The 18,718-nt window shown below is 62.8% G+C and carries 13 protein-coding genes; 4 read left to right on the top strand and 9 right to left on the bottom strand.

The window, feature by feature from the left end; all coding sequences use genetic code 11:
• Positions 1 to 30: 30 nt before the first annotated feature.
• From ACF8EF_RS01560 to ACF8EF_RS01585, 6 genes are all read right to left on the bottom strand, one after another.
• Positions 31 to 2,487, bottom strand: a complete 2,457-nt coding sequence (locus tag ACF8EF_RS01560; RefSeq protein ID WP_176685046.1) for an EAL domain-containing protein — start codon at positions 2,485 to 2,487, stop codon at positions 31 to 33.
• A 289-nt stretch (positions 2,488 to 2,776) separates the two neighbouring features.
• Positions 2,777 to 4,609, bottom strand: coding sequence for an ABC transporter ATP-binding protein (locus ACF8EF_RS01565; protein ID WP_392462306.1), 1,833 nt, complete (start codon positions 4,607 to 4,609; stop codon positions 2,777 to 2,779).
• A complete protein-coding gene (locus tag ACF8EF_RS01570; protein ID WP_176685044.1) occupies positions 4,602 to 5,234 on the bottom strand; it encodes a DsbA family protein in 633 nt (210 codons plus the stop codon). Before ACF8EF_RS01570 ends, ACF8EF_RS01565 begins: the two co-directional genes overlap by 8 nt.
• Positions 5,235 to 5,237: 3 nt before the next feature.
• Positions 5,238 to 6,170: a rhodanese-related sulfurtransferase gene (locus ACF8EF_RS01575; protein WP_176685043.1), complete on the bottom strand. Its 933-nt coding sequence runs from the start codon at positions 6,168 to 6,170 to the stop codon at positions 5,238 to 5,240.
• 227 nt (positions 6,171 to 6,397) lie between these two features.
• Complete coding sequence (locus ACF8EF_RS01580) at positions 6,398 to 6,694, bottom strand: BolA family transcriptional regulator (protein WP_010952797.1); 297 nt, start codon at positions 6,692 to 6,694, stop codon at positions 6,398 to 6,400.
• A gap of 10 nt (positions 6,695 to 6,704) precedes the next feature.
• Complete coding sequence (locus ACF8EF_RS01585; RefSeq protein ID WP_176685042.1) at positions 6,705 to 7,229, bottom strand: DUF2059 domain-containing protein; 525 nt, start codon at positions 7,227 to 7,229, stop codon at positions 6,705 to 6,707.
• Between the two features lie 154 nt (positions 7,230 to 7,383).
• On the opposite strand from ACF8EF_RS01585, the gene ACF8EF_RS01590 reads away from it, so the two are divergent.
• Complete coding sequence (locus tag ACF8EF_RS01590) at positions 7,384 to 8,778, top strand: class II fumarate hydratase (RefSeq protein WP_209964147.1); 1,395 nt, start codon at positions 7,384 to 7,386, stop codon at positions 8,776 to 8,778.
• Positions 8,779 to 8,873: 95 nt separating this feature from the next.
• Here the strand turns inward: ACF8EF_RS01590 and ACF8EF_RS01595 are convergent, their stop codons facing one another.
• From ACF8EF_RS01595 to pap, 3 genes are all read right to left on the bottom strand, one after another.
• The gene (locus ACF8EF_RS01595; protein ID WP_176685040.1) at positions 8,874 to 10,034 is read right to left on the bottom strand and encodes an alginate lyase family protein; all 1,161 of its coding nucleotides are present in this window, start codon (positions 10,032 to 10,034) and stop codon (positions 8,874 to 8,876) included.
• Positions 10,035 to 10,108: 74 nt separating this feature from the next.
• Entirely contained in the window at positions 10,109 to 11,083 is a 975-nt protein-coding gene (locus ACF8EF_RS01600; protein WP_176685039.1) for a DMT family transporter, read from the bottom strand.
• 291 nt (positions 11,084 to 11,374) lie between these two features.
• A complete protein-coding gene (pap, locus tag ACF8EF_RS01605; RefSeq protein WP_392462308.1) occupies positions 11,375 to 12,868 on the bottom strand; it encodes a polyphosphate:AMP phosphotransferase in 1,494 nt (497 codons plus the stop codon).
• 136 nt (positions 12,869 to 13,004) lie between these two features.
• Between pap and mnmC the strand changes: the two genes are divergently transcribed.
• From mnmC to ngg, 3 genes are all read left to right on the top strand, one after another.
• Positions 13,005 to 14,969 carry a bifunctional tRNA (5-methylaminomethyl-2-thiouridine)(34)-methyltransferase MnmD/FAD-dependent 5-carboxymethylaminomethyl-2-thiouridine(34) oxidoreductase MnmC gene (gene mnmC, locus ACF8EF_RS01610; RefSeq protein ID WP_176685037.1) on the top strand — a complete coding sequence of 655 codons (1,965 nt, stop codon included), beginning with the start codon at positions 13,005 to 13,007 and terminating at the stop codon, positions 14,967 to 14,969.
• 130 nt (positions 14,970 to 15,099) lie between these two features.
• A complete protein-coding gene (locus tag ACF8EF_RS01615) occupies positions 15,100 to 16,887 on the top strand; it encodes an N-acetylglutaminylglutamine amidotransferase (protein ID WP_209964134.1) in 1,788 nt (595 codons plus the stop codon).
• 3 nt (positions 16,888 to 16,890) lie between these two features.
• Complete coding sequence (gene ngg / locus ACF8EF_RS01620) at positions 16,891 to 18,636, top strand: N-acetylglutaminylglutamine synthetase (RefSeq protein ID WP_176685035.1); 1,746 nt, start codon at positions 16,891 to 16,893, stop codon at positions 18,634 to 18,636.
• Positions 18,637 to 18,718 lie beyond the last annotated feature (82 nt).

The following is an 18,718-nucleotide window of genomic DNA, read 5'->3' on the forward strand; positions in this document are numbered from 1 at the left end:
TTTCAGCTCCTTGATCCTTGTGATTTCCAACTAGCGAAACGTGCCAGGTGCTCGCTGCAACAGAGGCCGGGCGGCGATCCGTTGGCGCTGCAGACTGTCACAGGTGAACACCTGGGGGCGTTCGATCAGGTAGCCCTGGGCGTAATCCACGCCTATTTCCTGCAAGGCCTGCTCGATCAAGGGTGTTTCGACGAACTCGGCAATAGTGCGTTTACCCATCACATGGCCGATATGGTTGATGACCTCGACCATGGCCCGGTTGACCGGGTCGTCGAGCATGTCCTTGACGAAACTCCCGTCAATCTTCAGGTAGTCCACGGGCAAATGCTTGAGATAGGCAAACGACGACATGCCGGCGCAAAAATCATCAAGCGAGAAACGGCAACCCAGCCCTTTCAACTCGTTGATGAAGCGAATGGCGCTGCCCAGGTTGGCAATGGCGCTGGTTTCGGTAATTTCGAAACAGATCATTCGCGGCGGAATGGCGTATTCGACGAACAACCGCTGGAGGTATTCAAGGAACTTGTCGTCGCCAATGCTGGACCCCGACAGGTTGATCGCACAGGTCGACAACGGCCCTTCTCGCCCTTCTTCCAGGCACTGGCGTATGACCATGAACACATTGCGCACCACCCAGCGGTCCAGTGCGGTCATCAGGCCGTAGCGCTCGGCCGCCGGGATGAAGCTGCTGGGCAGAATGGTGCGGCCGCTTTCGTCGTGCAGGCGCAACAGAATTTCGATATGGCCCGGGCCCTCGAAGGTTTTAAGCGGGGCGATTTCCTGGGCGTAGAGGCAAAAGCGGTTTTCTTCCAGGGCCACATGCAAGCGCTGGATCCAGGCCATTTCGCCAAACCGCATGGACAGTTCGCTGTCGTCGGCGTGGTACACCTGCACCCGGTTACGGCCCTTTTCCTTGGCCATGTAGCAGGCCATGTCGGCGGCGCGCAGCGAGGCCTCCAGGGTGCCGGGGGCCTGGGCCATGTGCACCAGGCCAATGCTGACCGTGGTCACGAACGGCCGCCCTTTCCATACGAAGTGCAGGCTCTGCACCAGCTGACGCAGTTGTTCGGCAATGCGCTCGGCCTGGTCGGGCGGGCAGTTTTCCAGCAGTACGCCAAATTCATCGCCACCCAGCCGCGCCAGCGTATCGCCCTCACGCAGGCCGGATTGCAGCACAGCACAGATGTGTCGCAGCAACTCATCGCCGGCCGCGTGGCCACAGGTGTCGTTGACTAGCTTGAACTGGTCGAGGTCGAGGAACATCAGCGAATGCCGCCCAGCCTGGCGTGCCAGGTCGTTGAGCACCTGCTCCAGGCGGTATTCGAACTCGCGGCGGTTGGCCAGACCGGTCAGGGCATCGTGGGTCGCCTGCCAGGACAGATTGGCGATGTACTGGCGTTCCTGGGTCATATCGTGCAGCACCAGCACGATGCCACTGACCTGGCCATCACTGACAATCGGCGAGCCTACCAGGTTGATCGACACGGTACTGCCGTCCAGGCGCTGGATCAGCCGGGCATGCTCGGAGCCGCCCTTGAGGCTGCCGCTGAGCACCTGTTCGACCAGGCTGCGACCGTCATCCTCGGCGTGTTCATCCACCAGGCTGAACAGCGCCGACAGTGGCAGGCCCTGGGCCTGGCCGGATTGCCAGTGGGTCAATTGTTCGGCGGCCGGGTTCATATAGCCGATATTGCCCTCGACATCGGTGGTGATCACCGCATCACCGATGGCCTGCAGGGTAATCTGCGCACGCTCTTTTTCTTGCTGCAGGGCGCTGGCAAAGGCCTGGCGCTGGGCCAACAGCTTGCTGGAGCGGCCCCAGGCAATCGCAATCAGGAACATCGCGGTCAGCAGGTTGGTGATCAGCAGCACCCGCAGCACGACGCGCGAGCCCTCGCCCAAGGCATCACTGAAGGCCTTGGCCGCCGGGGTCACGCCTTCGTTGATGGCGACAATACGGGCCTTCCACTCGCTGACAGTGTCTGCATCCACCGGGCCACTGGCAAAACGCTGGCGCATTTCACCGGCCAGTACATCCAGCTTGGCCAGATAGTCGTCGCCAATGTCCCAGTAATCGATGGCTGTCTGCATATAGCTGACATGGCGGAAGTTGCGATAGAACCAGATGATACGCGTGACATCGTCAGGGTGGTTGCCACCTTGCAGTACCGCCTGTCGCGCGGCGTCCAGATCAGGGTTGGGGAGGTCGAGCACCTCGCGCAGGCGCTGGTCACCCTGAGGCACGGTAATGGCCTGGCGATAACGTTGGTAGGTGCTGTCGTCACGCGTCTCGCTGTATAGACTGAGGTAGTAGATGGCATCTTTCTGCGCCTTGGACCACAGGCTTTCGCCCGCGACATAGGCGCGCACGGCCGAGAGCGTGTAAAGGCTGAGGCTGCCCAACGCCACCTGAAGGACCACTACGGCGATGAAAGGCCATGTGATGCCGAGCAACTTTGGCGCTTCGAGTGTGCGATTTCCCTTCATGGAGTCCCTGTCACAGAGCAGATAAGGCGTAAATCGACCCAGACAAGCACAGCGTAGGCCATTTGCCATTGCTGTGGAGGGGATTTTTATGACAAGGAATCGGGGGGATTTATGCAGCGTATGCGCTGGCCATTGCAGGAGCGGGTTTACCCGCGAAGAAGACACCGCGGTGGATGGCACGGGCTTCGCCCGTGTTCGCGGGCAAGCCCGCTCCCACAGGGATCGCACCAGCTTTTAGAAATTGAGCAAGACGGTTGCTTCCACAAGTACGGTGAAGGCAACCAGATAATCAGCTCTGCTGCAGGTGCCCATAAAGCTTGGCATATAACCCACCCTCGGCAATCAGTTGCTGATGGTCGCCGTCTTCGGCCACGTGCCCGCCATCGAACACCAGCACTCGGTCGGCCTGTTTCACCGCTGACAACCGGTGGGCGATGATCAGCGTGGTGCGGCCGCTGAGAAAGCGCGCCAAGGCCTGATGCAGGTTGTACTCGGTTGCAGCATCCAGGGCTGAGGTGGCCTCGTCGAGGATCACCACCTTGGGCTCAGCCAGCACCATGCGGGCAATGGCCAGGCGCTGGCGCTGGCCACCGGACAAGCGCACACCTGAACGCCCCACCACACTGTCCAGGCCCTGCGGCAAGGCGGCGATGGTGGCATCCAGCTGGGCGATGCGCAGCGCCTGCCAGCACGCATCATCGCTGCAGTCACGGCCCATGGTCAGGTTGGCACGCACGCTGTCGTTGAACAGCGACGGGTGCTGCAACACCACCGCGACGTTCTCGCGCAGGGTTTCCAGGCCGATTTCCTGCAGGCTGGCCCCGCCAAAGCGGATGGTCCCGGCCTGGGCGCTATAAAGGCCCAGCAATAGCTGCACCAACGTGCTCTTGCCGCCGCCGCTGGCACCGACAATCGCCACCTTCTCACCCGCAGCGATGGACAGGTCGAGGTGCTCGAGTACCGGCTCGTCGGCATAGGCAAAGCGCAGGTCGCGCACTTCAATGCCCACCGTTTCGCGCCCGGCGAACGGGTCGCTGGCGGCTGGGTATTGCGGCTCGTCGGCACGCGCCAGCAGCTCGTTGAGGCGGCTCAGCGCACCGCCTGCGGCGTAGTACGCATATTGCAGATTAAGCAGTTGCTCCACCGGACCGATCATGAACCACAGGTAGCTGAACACCGCCAGCATCTGGCCGATCGACAGGTCGGAAAACAGCACGGTCAGCATGGCCGCCGCGCGGAAGATGTCGATGCCGAACTGGAACAGCAGGCCGCTGGCACGGCCACTGGCATCGCTTTTCCATTGCGAGTCCACGGCGTAATCGCGCACTTCGCGGGCACGCAGGCCCAGGCGGCCAAGGAAGTAGCCCTGGCGGTTGCCGGCGCGGATTTCCTGGATGGCATCTAGGGTTTCCGCCAGCGCCTGGGTAAAGCGCGCGGTGCTGTCGTTTTCGAGCTTTTTCAGGTGTTTGACGCGCTTGCCCAACTGCACGGTGAAGTAGATCACCAGCGGGTTGAACAGCAAGATCAGCAAGGCCAGCTGCCAGTGCATCCAGATCAGGATGGCCGCGGTGCCGGTCAAGGTCAGCATGGCCACCAGGAAGCGGCTTAGGGTTTCGCCAACGAACTTGTCCAGGGTGTCCAGGTCGGTGACCAGGTGGGTGGTCACCGTACCGCTGCCCAGGCTTTCGTATTCCTTCAGCGAAATACGCTTGAGTCGCTCGATCAGGCGGATGCGCAGGCGGTAGACAATATCCTTGGCCAGACCGGCGAACAGCTTGGACTGGATCACGTTGAACGCCAGCGCAGCCAGGCGCAGGCACAGGGTGAGCGCCAGCATCAGGCCGATGTAGCCGGCCGCCACCTGCCAGCCGGACGGCAGCAGGTGGTTCATCCAATTCAGCGCGGCATCGCCGTGGCCGAGCAGCACTTCGTCCACCAGCAGCGGCAGCAGCAGCGGAATGGGCACACTGCAACACGCCGCCAGTAACGCAATGAGGTTCGCGGACCAGAGGTTTTTCTTGTGATGCAGGGCCAGGCGGCGGATTTCCGCCCAGCTCAGTCGATCGCCCGCAGTGTATGGCTTGCCCGGTACCGGGTCGGGTGACCCAGGCACATCAAGCACAGGCGGCCTGCTGCAGCCAGCGGCCGAGCAAGGGTTGCAGGCGCTCCAGCGGCTGATAGCCGTTGGTCAGCAAGGCCAGTTGGCCATTGCGCTCGGCCAGCAGGGTCGGGAACCCGGCAATACCCAGGTCCTGGGCCCAGGCGAAGTCGGCTGCGGTGGCGGCGCGGGTATCGGCACGGGCGAAGGTTTCGGCGAACACGGCACGGTCGAAGCCACACTGCGAGGCTAGCTCGACCAGCTGCGGCGCGGTGGTCACATCGACGCCCTGCTCGTAGAACGAACGCTGGATCGACGCCAGCAGCAGCCAGACGCGCTCGGCATCCAGCTCGCGGGCCGTGACCAGGGCGCGGCAGGCCGGCTCGGTGTCGTAGACGAAGCCGTCAGGCATGGCCCCCTCGAAGCGGAACGGCTGGCCGGTCGCATCAGCCACTGCCTGCCAGTGTTCCAGGATGTACTTGCGAGTGGAGCTGTCCAGGGCGCTGCCGCCAGTGCGCAGCCCGCCCGGTACCAAGTGGGTGGGCACGCCTGCCTCACGCGCCAGGGCGATCAGGGCCGCGGCCACTGGCGCAAAACCCCAGCACCAGGAGCACATCGGGTCCATCACATAGATCAGGCGTGCAGACATGCTTCAAGCCTCGGCTTTGTAGTTGTAACCGATCGGGTGCGGCAGGTTGCGGGCCTTGGCCAGCTCTATCTGCTTCTGCCGGTCGATGGCGCTGCGCCGGGTCTTCTCGCTCAGGCTGTCCCAGCAATGCGGGCAGCTGACACCTGGCGAATAGTGCTCGGACGCGCGCTCCTCTGCATTGATCGGGTGGCGGCAGGCGTGGCACTGGTCGTACTCGCCTTCGCTCAGGTCATGGCGCACCGTGACCCGGTTGTCGAAGACGAAGCAGTCGCCGTCCCACAGGCTTTCTTCCTGAGGCACTTCCTCGAAGTATTTCAGGATGCCGCCCTTAAGATGATAGACCGACTCGAAGCCTTCACCGAGCATGTAGCTGGAGGCCTTTTCGCAACGGATGCCGCCGGTGCAGAACATGGCGACCTTCTTGTGCTTGCTCGGGTCGAAATTGGCCTTGATGTACTCCGGGAACTCTCGGAAGGTTTCGGTCTTCGGGTCGATGGCGCCCTTGAATGTGCCGATGGCCACTTCGTAGTCGTTGCGGGTGTCGATCAGCAGCACTTCCGGGTCGCTGATCAGGGCGTTCCAGTCCTTGGGCTCGACATAGGTGCCAACGGCCTGGTTGGGGTCTACGCCCGGCACGCCGAGGGTGACGATCTCTTTCTTGAGTTTGACCTTGGTGCGGTAGAACGGCTGTTCGTCGCAGTACGACTCTTTATGGTCGATATCGACCAGACGTGGGTCATCGCGCAACCAGGCCAGCAGGCCATCAATGCCTTCCCGGGTGCCCGAAACGGTACCGTTGATGCCCTCCTGGGCCAGCAGCAGGGTGCCTTTGATGTTGTTGTCGAGCATGGTCTTGAGCAGCGGCTCGCGCAGCTCGACGTAGTCTTCCAGGGTGACGAACTTGTACAGCGCCGCGACGACGATGGCTTGAGACATGTAACGGAATCTCCAGGTGGTTGCCCTCGTAAGGGGCGGACCGGGTTTGACAGGTACAGAAAAAGCATGGGGGCGCTTTGCACCCCTTTCGCGACACAAGGCCGCTCCCACAGGGACCGCGTAACCCGATGGCTAGTGCGGTTCCTGTGGGAGCGGCCTTGTGTCGCGAAAGGGCCGCAAAGCGGCCCCCGGATTTTGCAGGATTCTACCAGAACAACAGAAAGGTTTCAGTGCCCGCCGCCGGCGCAAACGGGCGAGGCCGGTGCAACGCCGACCTTGGCCCACTCTTCGGCGGTGTAGGTATGGATGGCCAGGGCGTGGATCTCGCCCATCAGCTCACCCATGGTGGCGTACACCTTCTGGTGGCGCTTGACGCTGTTCAACCCGGCAAACTGCTCGCTGACGATCACCGCCTTGTAGTGGGTCTCCTGACCACGACTGTGCATGTGACTTTCGTTGAGCACTTCCAGATGTTGCGGCGCCAGGGCGGCCAGTTGCTGTTCGATTCGTTGTTGCATGGTCATTGCGGCGTACTCACTTCTTCGCTGGGGCGGCGGCCTTGCCTGCGTTCGGGTCCAGTTCTTTGGTCATGTCTTCCAGCAGCTTGTTCACCACCGGTACTGCTGGCTCCAGGCTCTGCTGGGTCAGCTGCGCCGACTGCTGAGTGACCTTGGGCATTTCACGCAGCACTTTCTTGCCCAGCGGCGATTCGTAGAACTTCACCAGGTCCTTCAGCTCCTGCTCGGTGAAGGTGCGGGTGTACAGGTCGACCATCTTCGGCTTCAGCTTTTTCCAGCCGATGGCGTTGTCCAGCGCGGCATTGGCCTTGGCCTGGTAGCTTTCCAGTACGGGCTGCTTGGCGGACGGGGCTTTGGTCTGGGCGAAACGCTGGGCGAACATCTGCTGCACTTGCATGTACACCGGGGTGCCCAGCTTGTCGGCGTTGGCCAGGGTCAGGAATTTCTCGGCAGCAGCGTTGTGGCTGGCGGTGGCAGCGAGTACCTGGCCGCTGGCGCAAGCCAGGGCAACGGCAGCACAAAGGACACGGAGACGGGTCATTGCATTTCCTTCAAAGAGAGGGTGGCGGGCACCTCAGGGTAGAGCATTCTGCGCCGTGGTGGCGAAGTGCTCAAGTGGCACGACGAGCGACGGAACCGCTCGGTCGAATCAGGGCCTAAACTGCGATTTCGAACTACACAGGAGTGAGTACAGAATGAGCCGTATCGAGACAGACAGCCTGGGCCCGGTCGAAGTTCCGGAGGACGCCTACTGGGGTGCGCAGACCCAGCGTTCGCTGATCAACTTCGCCATTGGCAAGGAACGCATGCCCCTCGCGGTATTGCACGCCCTGGCACTGATCAAGAAGGCCGCTGCGCGCGTCAACGACCGCAATGGCGACCTGCCGGCCGACATCGCCCGGCTGATCGAACAGGCCGCCGATGAAGTGCTGGATGGCCAGCACGACGATCAGTTCCCGCTCGTCGTCTGGCAGACGGGCAGCGGCACCCAGAGCAACATGAACGTCAACGAGGTGATCGCCGGGCGCGCCAACGAACTGGCCGGCAAAGGCCGTGGCGGCAAGGCGCCAGTACATCCCAATGACCACGTCAACCGCTCGCAGAGCTCCAACGACTGCTTCCCCACCGCCATGCACATTGCGGCAGCCCTGGCGGTGCATGAAAAGCTGCTGCCGGCCGTCACCGAATTGTCTTCGGGACTGGCCGAGCTGTCGATGCGTCACCACAAGCTGGTGAAAACCGGCCGCACGCACATGATGGACGCCACGCCGATTACCTTCGGCCAGGAAGTGTCGGCCTTCGTCGCCCAGCTCGATTACGCCCAGCGCGCCATACGCGCCACCCTGCCGGCGGTGTGCGAACTGGCTCAGGGCGGTACTGCCGTGGGTACCGGGCTCAACGCCCCGCAGGGTTTTGCTGAAGCCATCGCTGCCGAGTTGGCGGCGCTGTCCGGCCTGCCGCTCATCACCGCGCCCAACAAGTTCGCCGCCCTCGCCGGCCACGAACCGCTGACCAGCCTGGCGGGGGCCCTGAAGACCCTGGCCGTGGCCCTGATGAAAATCGCCAACGACCTGCGCCTGCTGGGATCCGGTCCGCGCGCCGGGCTGGCCGAGGTGCGCCTGCCCGCCAACGAGCCGGGCAGCTCGATCATGCCGGGCAAGGTCAACCCCACCCAGTGCGAGGCGCTGTCGATGCTGGCCTGCCAGGTACTGGGCAACGACGCGGCCATCGGTTTTGCCGCCAGCCAGGGGCATTTGCAGTTGAATGTGTTCAAGCCGGTGATCATCCATAACCTGCTGCAGTCCATCGAGTTGCTGGCCGATGGTTGCCGCAACTTCCAGCAGCATTGCGTGGCGGGTATCGAGCCGGATGCCGAGCAGATGGCCGCGCACCTGGAGCGCGGGTTGATGCTGGTGACCGCGCTGAACCCGCATATTGGTTATGACAAGGCGGCGGAAATTGCCAAGAAGGCTTACAGCGAGGGCAAGACCTTGCGCGAGGCGGCCTTGGCGTTGAAGTATCTGACCAATGAGCAATTCGACCAGTGGGTGCGGCCGGAGAACATGCTGGCGCCGGGGGGTAAAGGCTAGCCCCCGATGAGCCGCCCAGGCTGCCAAATTACCCACGGTACCGTGCCAGGGGCGGCTCACAGTTTATTGAATAGCTTTACCTATCTCTGTGACGCTTAAGCAATCGGGTCATCGCCCGTACGAGGATAAGCATGGGTCAAGCTTTCCCACATGTAATGGAAATCCCCTTGCGTGGGCCGATGTCTTTGTACGAACGCGCGGGTTTCTGGCAAAGGGTGACCCAAACGGACCGCATAGTGGGTGTACCCGATTTCAAAGGTCCATTGTGCACTCAAGATGATGCCGTGGTATTTCTTGCAGATGTCTGGCATCAATGCAATGTTTTCATACCGGGAATGAAACTCCATCGTTTGCATTATTCGCGCCATCGCTTGCGTCTCCTCATCCCTGTACAAATCGATACCCTGCAACAATGCAGTTTCAGCTACATTGATGGTAGCTGCCAAGCCATAAGCGGTGTGGGCGAAGTCACGACAGCTCTCAATGTTCATCCCCTCAATGTAACGGTATGGACTACCCCACTGTTGATTGACCTCTTCATCACTCGGCACCCTGGTCCAATTGGGCAATAGCCGGGGACGCACCCCATCAGACTCTAAATAAATGGATGCCACAATATGGTCTTTCCAAAGCCGGGTGCACGTCTCAAACAGCCCTTGATTTTCGGTAAAAATCGCTATGTAGAAAAGTGCTTCGATACCCGTTGAGCGCCAATTGCCAGCTACGGTATCCCACAGCCAGCCTCCACCATAGAAAAGTTTCTCAACAATCGGTTGAAACTGCGTTTCCAACATAACCGTGAAACGCGCCTTACCCTCAGGCGTCCAGCCAGATTCGGTATGAGCAAGGATTTCCGCAGCACTGGTGAACAAGCACGCTGCCCACGACGCCTGAAGGCGTGCATTTTCGCCGACATGTCCTCCGGTAAGTTTTACAGACCATGCGTCAAGGATTCTGATGGCAGTAGCTGCATATTCCTTGTCATCCTTGATCACCCAGAGCAATGCCTGCGCATAGGCAGCCTGACCATCTCGGGTTTCATCAGTACACCCACAATCCGGCTGACTATAAGCTCCGCAATCCACCACATCGCGCGGCTTCGGAGCCCAGTTCTTATCTGCTCGGTTCAAATAATCATTCAGTACTTTTTCACTGGCACTCTTCCAAGGTTCACGATGCAGATTATGACGCACGAACCTCTCAAGGTAATTCACATTTACCTTTATACCCGGATGCACAAACGCATGAGCCTTCATCACCCTTACTCCGCGAACTTTTATGCACATTTGATTCAAATAGCAAAAAACTCGCAACTAGCAAAAATGCTAGGTCATCCCTCTGATGAGCATGCGCGCTGACCTCGTTCTCGACGCGCCCGCCAGCTGGCCACCAGCGAGGGCCCCAGCGCTACCAGCGCCGAACCGAACACCACCGTGACCGCCCCCACATAGCCCAGGGCGTTGATGTCCTCGGCATGCACATAGTCAGGCCACACCCATGCTGCCAGCGCCACCGCAACGAAGGTCACCAACGGGGTCAGCGCCAGCGTGGCACTTACCCGCGACGCCTCCCAGTGCGCCAGCGCTTCGGCGAACGCGCCGTACGCCACCAGGGTGTTCAGGCAACAGGCCAGCAGCAGCCAGCCTTGCACCGGGGTCAGTTGCAAGGCCTCCAGTGGGTGCACCCAAGGTGTCAGCAACCCAGCGCAGCTGAGGTAGATCACCATCATCACCTGCTGCGAGTGCCACACGGTCAGCAACTGCTTCTGGCTCAGGGCGTAGAACACCCAGATGCTGGTCGCCAGCAAGATGGTCAACACGCCGGTAGTATAGGCACCCAGTGAAGTCAGCAGCTCTTCCAGGCGCTGGTTGAAGAACAGGCCAAACCCTGCCAGCAGCACCAACAGCCCCATGCCCTGCCCCACACTGAAGCGCTCGCGGAACACGAACACGCTGGCCACCAGCAACAGCACCGGGCCGATCTGTACCACCAGTTGTGCGGTACCCGGGCTAAGCAGTTTGAGACCGATCAGGTAGAGCACGTAGTTGCCCATCAGGCCGAGCACCGCAACCAGCACCAGGCCCTTGCCCCTGGGCGCCAGCTTGCGGATGGACGGCAAACGCCGCTGAGCCGCCAGCCAGGCGAACAGCAGGCCGCCGGAGACCAGCAGCCGGTACCAGGTGACAGTGATCGGGTCGACCACTTGCAGTACCTGCTTGAGCTTGATCGGCAGGATGCCCCAGAGCAGCGCTGTCAGAAGTGCCAGGAACAGCCCATAGCCCCAGCGGCCAGAAGTGGTGTGCATAAAATCCTCGATCAAGCCCGTAGTGGGGGTTGTTGAATTCTACGGGGTTGGAGGACGGGGACGGTGGAGAGTGCCGAGAAAAGAATTCATCAGGTCATTCTTTTGGGGCATGGCTGGGGGGAGGTGTTGCCTGTGCTGGCCCTTTCGCGGGTAAACCCGCTCCTACGGGAGCGTGAGCTGCGCCCCGGTGTTGGATTTTTTGTCCAACATCCGGGGCGCAGCTCAGCACGCGATCCCCGGTAGGAGCGGGTTTACCCGCGAAGAGGCCAGAACAGGCAACCTCACCTTCGGCTATTTCTTGTGCTTGGCAAACGCCGCTTCCAGCGCCTGGTTGATGGTGCGCACCACCTTCACCCGCGCCCAGCGCTTGTCATTGGCTTCCACCAGCGTCCATGGGGCAATCTCGTTGCTGGTGCGGTCGACCATGTCGCCCACAGCCTGGGAGTATTCGTCCCACTTGTCGCGGTTGCGCCAGTCATCCTCGGTGATCTTGTAGCGTTTGAACGGAATCTGCTCACGCTCTTCGAAACGCTCCAGTTGGGTTTGCTGATCGATCGCCAGCCAGAACTTCACCACCACCACGCCCGCATCCACCAACTGCTCTTCAAAGTCGTTGATCTCGCTGTAGGCACGCATCCAGTCGGCCGGGCTGCAGAAGCCTTCCACCCGCTCCACCAGCACCCGGCCATACCAGGAGCGGTCGAAGATGGTGAACTTGCCACGTGCCGGGATGTGCCGCCAGAACCGCCACAGGTAGGGCTGGGCGCGCTCTTCTTCAGTGGGTGCGGCAATCGGCACGATGCGGTACTGACGCGGATCCAGCGCCGCCGCCACGCGACGGATGGCGCCCCCCTTGCCGGCGGCGTCGTTGCCTTCGAACACCGCCACCAGCGCGTGCCGGCGCATGCGCTTGTCACGCAGCAGGCCGGCCAGGCGGGCCTGTTCGGTGATCAACTGTTCCTGGTAGTCGGCCTTGTCCAGCCGCAACGTCATGTCCAGGGCGCCAAGCAGGCTGCGGTCGTCGATGCTATGGCTCAACGGGGCCACGTTGCCCTGGTGCTTGCCCTTGGGGTTATTGGCCAGCGCGGCCTGCAGGCTTTCCAGCAGAATGCGCCCCACCGCCAGGCTGCGGTAATTCGGGTCTACCCCCTCGATGATGTGCCATGGCGCATAGTCGCGGCTGGTGCGGCGCAGCACGCGCTCACCAAAGCGCACGAAACGGTCGTAGGTTTGCGATTGCTGCCAATCCAGCGGGCTGATCTTCCAGCTGTGCAGCGGGTCGTCCTTGAGCGATTTCAGCCTCGCCTTCATCTGCTTCTTGGACAGGTGGAACCAGAACTTGATGATCAGCGCACCTTCATCGCAAAGCATCTCCTCCAGGCGTTCGGCACCGGTAATGGCCTGATCGAGGACGGCATCCTTGAACACCCCGTGCACACGCCCCTGCAGCATCTGGCTGTACCAGTTGCCAAAGAACACCCCCATCCGCCCCTTGGGCGGCAAGGCCCGCCAGTAACGCCAGGCGGGCGGGCGGGCCAGCTCTTCGTCGGTCTGCTGGTCGAAGGTGAGCACATCGATCATGCGCGGGTCCATCCACTCGTTGAGCAGTTTTACCGTCTCACCCTTGCCGGCGCCTTCAATGCCGTTGATCAGCACGATCACCGGAAAACGCGCTTGCTGCTTGAGTTCGTACTGGGCTTCGAGCAGGGCCTCGCGTAAAGCGGGTACCTCGGCGTCGTAAGCCTCCTTGTCGATGCTGTGGCCGATTTCGGCAGATTCGAACATGCACTGGCTCCTTCAATGGATAAGCAAGACTAGCGGATTTCATTTCTGCCTGTACGGGCCTCTTCACGAATGAACGCGCTCCCACAGCTCATCCGGATGGCATAAAATCCCGCCATCCGCTGCAACCGAGCCAACCATGCCCACCCTCCTCCAGCACGCCCAGATCGACTGGGATGAACAGGGCCGCCCCCATTCGCGGCACTATGACGACGTCTATTTCGCAGTCAACGAAGGCATCGAAGAAACCAAGCACGTGTTTCTCGGCCAGACCCGCCTGGCCGAACGTTTTGCAAACCTGGCGCCGCATGCTTGTACGGTGATCGGCGAAACCGGCTTTGGCACCGGCATGAATTTTTTCTGCGCCTGGCAGCTGTTTGACCAGCACGCACACAGCGACGCGCGCCTGCACTTCGTCAGCGTCGAAAAGTACCCTCTCGGCCACGCCGACATGGCCCGCGCAGTGAACCTGTGGCCTGAACTGGCCGCCTATACCGAGCCGCTGCTGGAGCAGTACGTGGCGGTGCACCCGGGCTTTCAGCAGTTCACCTTCGCCGATGGCAGGGTCACCCTGACCCTGTTGATAGGCGATGTGCTGGAACAGCTGCCGCAGCTCGACGCGCAGGTCGATGTGTGGTTCCTCGACGGCTTCGCCCCCGCCAAGAACCCCGACATGTGGACCCCGGCGCTGTTTGCGCAACTGGCGCGGCTATCGCATCCGGACACGGTGCTGGGCACCTTCACCACCACCGGCTGGGTACGCCGCAGCCTGGTCGAAGCCGGCTTCGCCATGAAAAAGGTGCCAGGCATCGGCAAGAAGTGGGAAGTGATGAGCGGCGCCTACGTCGGCCCCCTGCCCGGCCCACACGCACCTTGGTACGCACGCCCCGCTGCTGCACAGGGGCCGCGCGAGGCGCTGGTGATCGGTGCCGGTCTTGCCGGCAGCAGCAGCGCCGCCAGCCTGGCCCGGCGTGGCTGGCAGGTTACCGTGCTGGAGCGCCACGAAACCCCGGCCCAGGAAGCTTCGGGCAACCCGCAAGGGGTGCTGTACCTCAAGCTGTCTGCCCATGGCACCGCGCTGTCGCAGATGATCCTGTCCGGGTTCGGCTACACCCGGCGCCAGCTGCAGCGCTTGCAGCGTGGCCGTGACTGGGATGCCTGCGGGGTGCTGCAACTGGCCTTCGACAGCAAGGAGGCCGAACGCCAGGGCAAGCTGGCTGCCGCCTTCGACCGCGGCTTGCTGCACCCGCTGGAGCGCGCCGAGGCCGAAGCCATCGCCGGCGTGGCGTTGCCTGGCGGCGGGTTGTTCTACCCCGAAGGTGGCTGGGTGCACCCGCCGGCACTGTGTCAGCAGCAGTTGCAGCACCCAGGTATTCAGCTGGTGACCCACCAGGAAGTGCTCGAACTGCGCAAAGTGGGTGAACAGTGGCAGGCCTGGGCTGGCGACCAGCTGTTAGCCAGCGCTCCAGTGGTGGTCCTGGCCGGTGCAGCGGATGTGCGGCGCTTCGCCCCTTGCGCGCAGTTACCACTCAAGCGCATCCGTGGGCAGATCACCCGCTTGCCGGCCACCGCCAGCAGCCAGGCACTGCGTACCGTGGTGTGCGCGGAAGGCTATGTGGCACCGCCGCGCGAGGGTGAACATACACTGGGGGCAAGTTTTGACTTCCACAGTGAGGACCTTGCGCCGACGCTGGCCGAGCACCAGGGCAACCTGGCACTGCTGGACGAAATTTCCGTCGATCTGGCGCAGCGGCTGGGCGTGGCTAAACTGGACGCTGAGCAACTGCAGGGGCGTGCAGCGTTCCGTTGCACCAGCCCGGATTACCTGCCGATCGTCGGGCCGGTCGCCGACGGGCAGGCGTTTGCCGAAGCCTACGCAGTGCTGGGCCGTGATGCACGGCAGGTACCGGATGTGCCCTGCCCTTGGTTGGGCGGGTTGTATGTGAACAGCGGGCACGGCTCACGCGGGTTGATCACGGCGCCGTTGAGTGGCGAGCTGGTGGCGGCCTGGGTATGTGGGGAACCGCTGCCATTGCCGCGGGCGGTGGTGGAGGCCTGCCATCCGAACCGGTTTGGGTTGCGTCGGTTGATTCGAGGGACGTGATAGCATCAAGCTGTATGCCCATCCACTTATAACCAAAAGGTCTAAAACTCTCAAAAAGCAAACATGTCAGTTCATTAAGGTGCCCTAATCCGGGGCATCACCTCCCCAACGGAAAAACCGGTAAGGACTTATGTGCGGATTAGCAGGAGAATTGCGTTTCACCCCCATCGACCAAGCCCCTCGCCCAGCCGACCTGGCTGCGGTAGAGCGCATTACCCATCACCTGGCCCCGCGTGGCCCGGATGCCTGGGGCTTCCATAGCCAGGGCCCGATCGCCCTGGGCCACCGGCGCCTGAAGATCATGGACCTGTCCGACGGCTCGGCGCAGCCGATGGTCGACAACACCCTGGGCCTGTCATTGGCCTTCAACGGTGCCATCTACAACTTCCCCGAACTGCGCGAGGAACTGCAGGCGCTGGGCTACAGCTTCTGGTCCGACGGCGACACCGAGGTGCTGCTCAAGGGCTACCACGCCTGGGGCGCGGCCCTGCTGCCCAAGCTCAACGGCATGTTTGCCCTGGCCATCTGGGAGCGCGACAACCAGCGCCTGTTCCTGGCCCGCGACCGCCTCGGCGTCAAACCCCTGTACCTGTCGCGCAACGGTGAGCGCCTGCGCTTTGCCTCGACCCTGCCGGCGCTGCTCAAGGGCGGCGACATCGACCCGATGCTCGACCCGGTGGCTCTCAACCACTACCTGAACTTCCATGCCGTGGTACCGGCACCGCGTACCCTGCTGGCCAACGTGCAGAAGCTGGAGCCTGGCACCTGGATGCGCATCGACCAGCATGGCGAAGTGGAACGCCAGGTCTGGTGGCAACTGCACTACGGCCCCCACCCCGACGAGCATGAACTGGACCTGGAAGGCTGGACCACCCGCGTGCTCGACGCTACCCGGGACGCCGTGGCCATCCGCCAACGGGCTGCTGTGGATGTTGGCGTGTTGCTGTCCGGCGGGGTCGATTCCAGCCTGCTGGTCGGCCTGCTGCGCGAAGTGGGGGTGGAAGACCTGTCGACCTTCTCCATCGGCTTCGAGGATGCCGGCGGAGAGCGCGGCGATGAGTTCCAGTACTCCGACCTGATCGCCAGGCACTACGGCACCCGCCATCACCAACTGCGCATTGCCGAACACGAGATCATCGACCAGTTGCCGGCTGCGTTCCGCGCCATGAGCGAGCCGATGGTCAGCCACGACTGCATCGCGTTCTACCTGCTGTCGCGGGAAGTGGCCAAGCACTGCAAGGGCGTACAGAGCGGCCAGGGTGCCGACGAGCTGTTCGCCGGTTACCACTGGTACCCGCAGGTGGACGGCGCCGACGATGCCTATGCGGCCTATCGTGATGCGTTCTTCGACCGCAGCCACGCCGAGTACCGCGACACCGTGCAGGCCCCCTGGCTGCTGGAAACCGATGCCGCCGGCGACTTCGTACGCGAACACTTCGCGCGCCCGGGCGCACCGGCTGCCGTGGACAAGGCCCTGCGCCTGGACAGCACCGTGATGCTGGTCGACGACCCGGTCAAGCGGGTGGACAACATGACCATGGCCTGGGGCCTGGAGGCGCGCACGCCGTTCCTTGATTACCGCCTGGTGGAACTGTCGGCACGCATACCCGCACGCTTCAAGCTGCCCGACGGCGGCAAGCAGGTGCTCAAGCAGGCGGCGCGACGGGTGATCCCGCATGAGGTGATCGACCGCAAGAAGGGTTACTTCCCGGTACCGGGCCTGAAGCATCTGGAAGGTGCCACCCTGGGCTGGGTACGTGAGCTGTTGACCGACCCCAGCCAGGACCGAGGGTTGTTCAACCCGGCCATGCTCGACCGCCTGCTGAGCAACCCGCACGGTCAACTGACGCCATTGCGAGGTTCCAAGCTGTGGCAACTGGCAGCGCTTAACCTGTGGTTGAGCGAACAAGGAATCTGACCGATGAAAGCCCATGAAATCGCTTATGGTCAGCGCCTACTGCGCGGCCAGGCGCCGTCCTACGAGCGCCTGCAAGCGCGCCTGGCCGGCGACGGCAGCCAGCCCCACGACCAACCGCGTGCCGTGCACTGCGGCTGGGGCCGGCTGCTGATAGGCCACACCTACCCCGACCCGGTTTCCCTGGCCGAGGATTTGCTCGACGAGCACCCGGGCGAACGTGACATCGCCCTGTACGTGGCCGCACCGCAGCAGGTGCTGGCCCAGGCCCCACAGCAGCTGTTCCTCGACCCGTCCGACACCCTGCGCCTGTGGTTCACCGACTATCGCCCGGCGCAGCGGGTATTTCGCGGCTTTCGCGTGCGCCGGGCACAGAACCCCGCCGACTGGCAGGCGATCAACACCCTGTACCAGGCGCGCGGGATGCTCCCCGTCGACGCCGAACTGCTTACCCCCCGGCACTTGGGTGGCCCGGTGTACTGGCTGGCAGAGGACGAAGACAGCGGCTCGGTGATCGGCAGCGTCATGGGCCTGAACCACACCAAGGCGTTCGATGACCCCGAGCACGGCAGCAGCCTGTGGTGCCTGGCGGTGGACCCACACTGCACCCGCCCCGGCGTGGGCGAGGTGCTGGTGCGCCACCTGATCGAACACTTCATGAGCCGTGGCCTGGCCTACCTGGACCTGTCGGTGCTGCACGACAACCGCCAGGCCAAGCGCCTGTACCAGAAACTGGGTTTTCGCAACCTGCCCACCTTCGCCGTCAAGCGCAAGAACGGTATCAACGAGCAGCTGTTCCTCGGGCCCGGCCCGCAGGCCGACCTCAACCCCTACGCACGCATCATCGTTGACGAGGCCCTGCGCCGGGGCATCGAAGTGCAGGTGGACGACGCCGCTGGCGGCCTGTTCACCCTGAGCCTGGGCGGGCGGCGCATTCGCTGTCGGGAATCGCTCAGCGACCTGACCAGTGCCGTGACCATGACCCTGTGCCAGGACAAACGCCTGACCCAGCACGCCCTGCACAACGCCGGGCTGCAGGTGCCCGCGCAACAGCTGGCGGGCAATGCCGATGACAACCTGGCGTTTCTCGACGAGCATGGCGCGGTGGTGGTCAAGCCAGTCGATGGCGAGCAAGGCCAGGGGGTGGCGGTGAACCTGACCTGTATCGACGACATCACCCGTGCCGTGGCGCACGCCCGCCAGTTCGACAGCCGCGTGCTGCTGGAAAGCTTTCATGCCGGGTTCGACCTGCGCATCGTGGTGATCGGCTACGAGGTGGTGGCCGCCGCCATCCGTCACCCGGCGCAGGTGCTGGGCGACGGCAAACACAGCGTGCGCCAGTTGATCGAAGCCCAGAGCCGTCGCCGCCAGGCCGCCACCGGTGGCGAAAGCCGCATTCCGCTGGACGACGAAACCGAGCGCACCTTGCGCGCAGCGAGCGTTGGTTATGACGACGTGCTGCCAGCCGGCCAGCGCCTGGCCGTGCGACGTACGGCCAACCTGCACACCGGCGGCACCCTGGAAGACGTCACCGAACGCCTGCACCCGGTGCTGGCCGATGCTGCCGTGCGCGCGGCACGCGCATTGGAAATTCCGGTGGTGGGGCTGGACTTCATGGTGCGTGATGCCGGGCAGCCGGAGTACGTGATCATTGAGGCCAACGAACGTGCCGGCCTGGCCAACCATGAACCGCAGCCCACGGCCGAGCGTTTTATCGACCTGCTGTTTCCCCATAGCCGGCCTTTGGCCTGACAACTGCTCGGCTTTTTGTGGGAGCGGCCTTGTGTCGCGAATGGGGTGCGAAGCGCCCCTAGGATCTCAGCTTCGCTGCCGA

Source organism: Pseudomonas sp. zjy_15, from assembly GCF_043101865.1.
GTDB classification, from domain to species: domain Bacteria; phylum Pseudomonadota; class Gammaproteobacteria; order Pseudomonadales; family Pseudomonadaceae; genus Aquipseudomonas; species Aquipseudomonas putida_Y.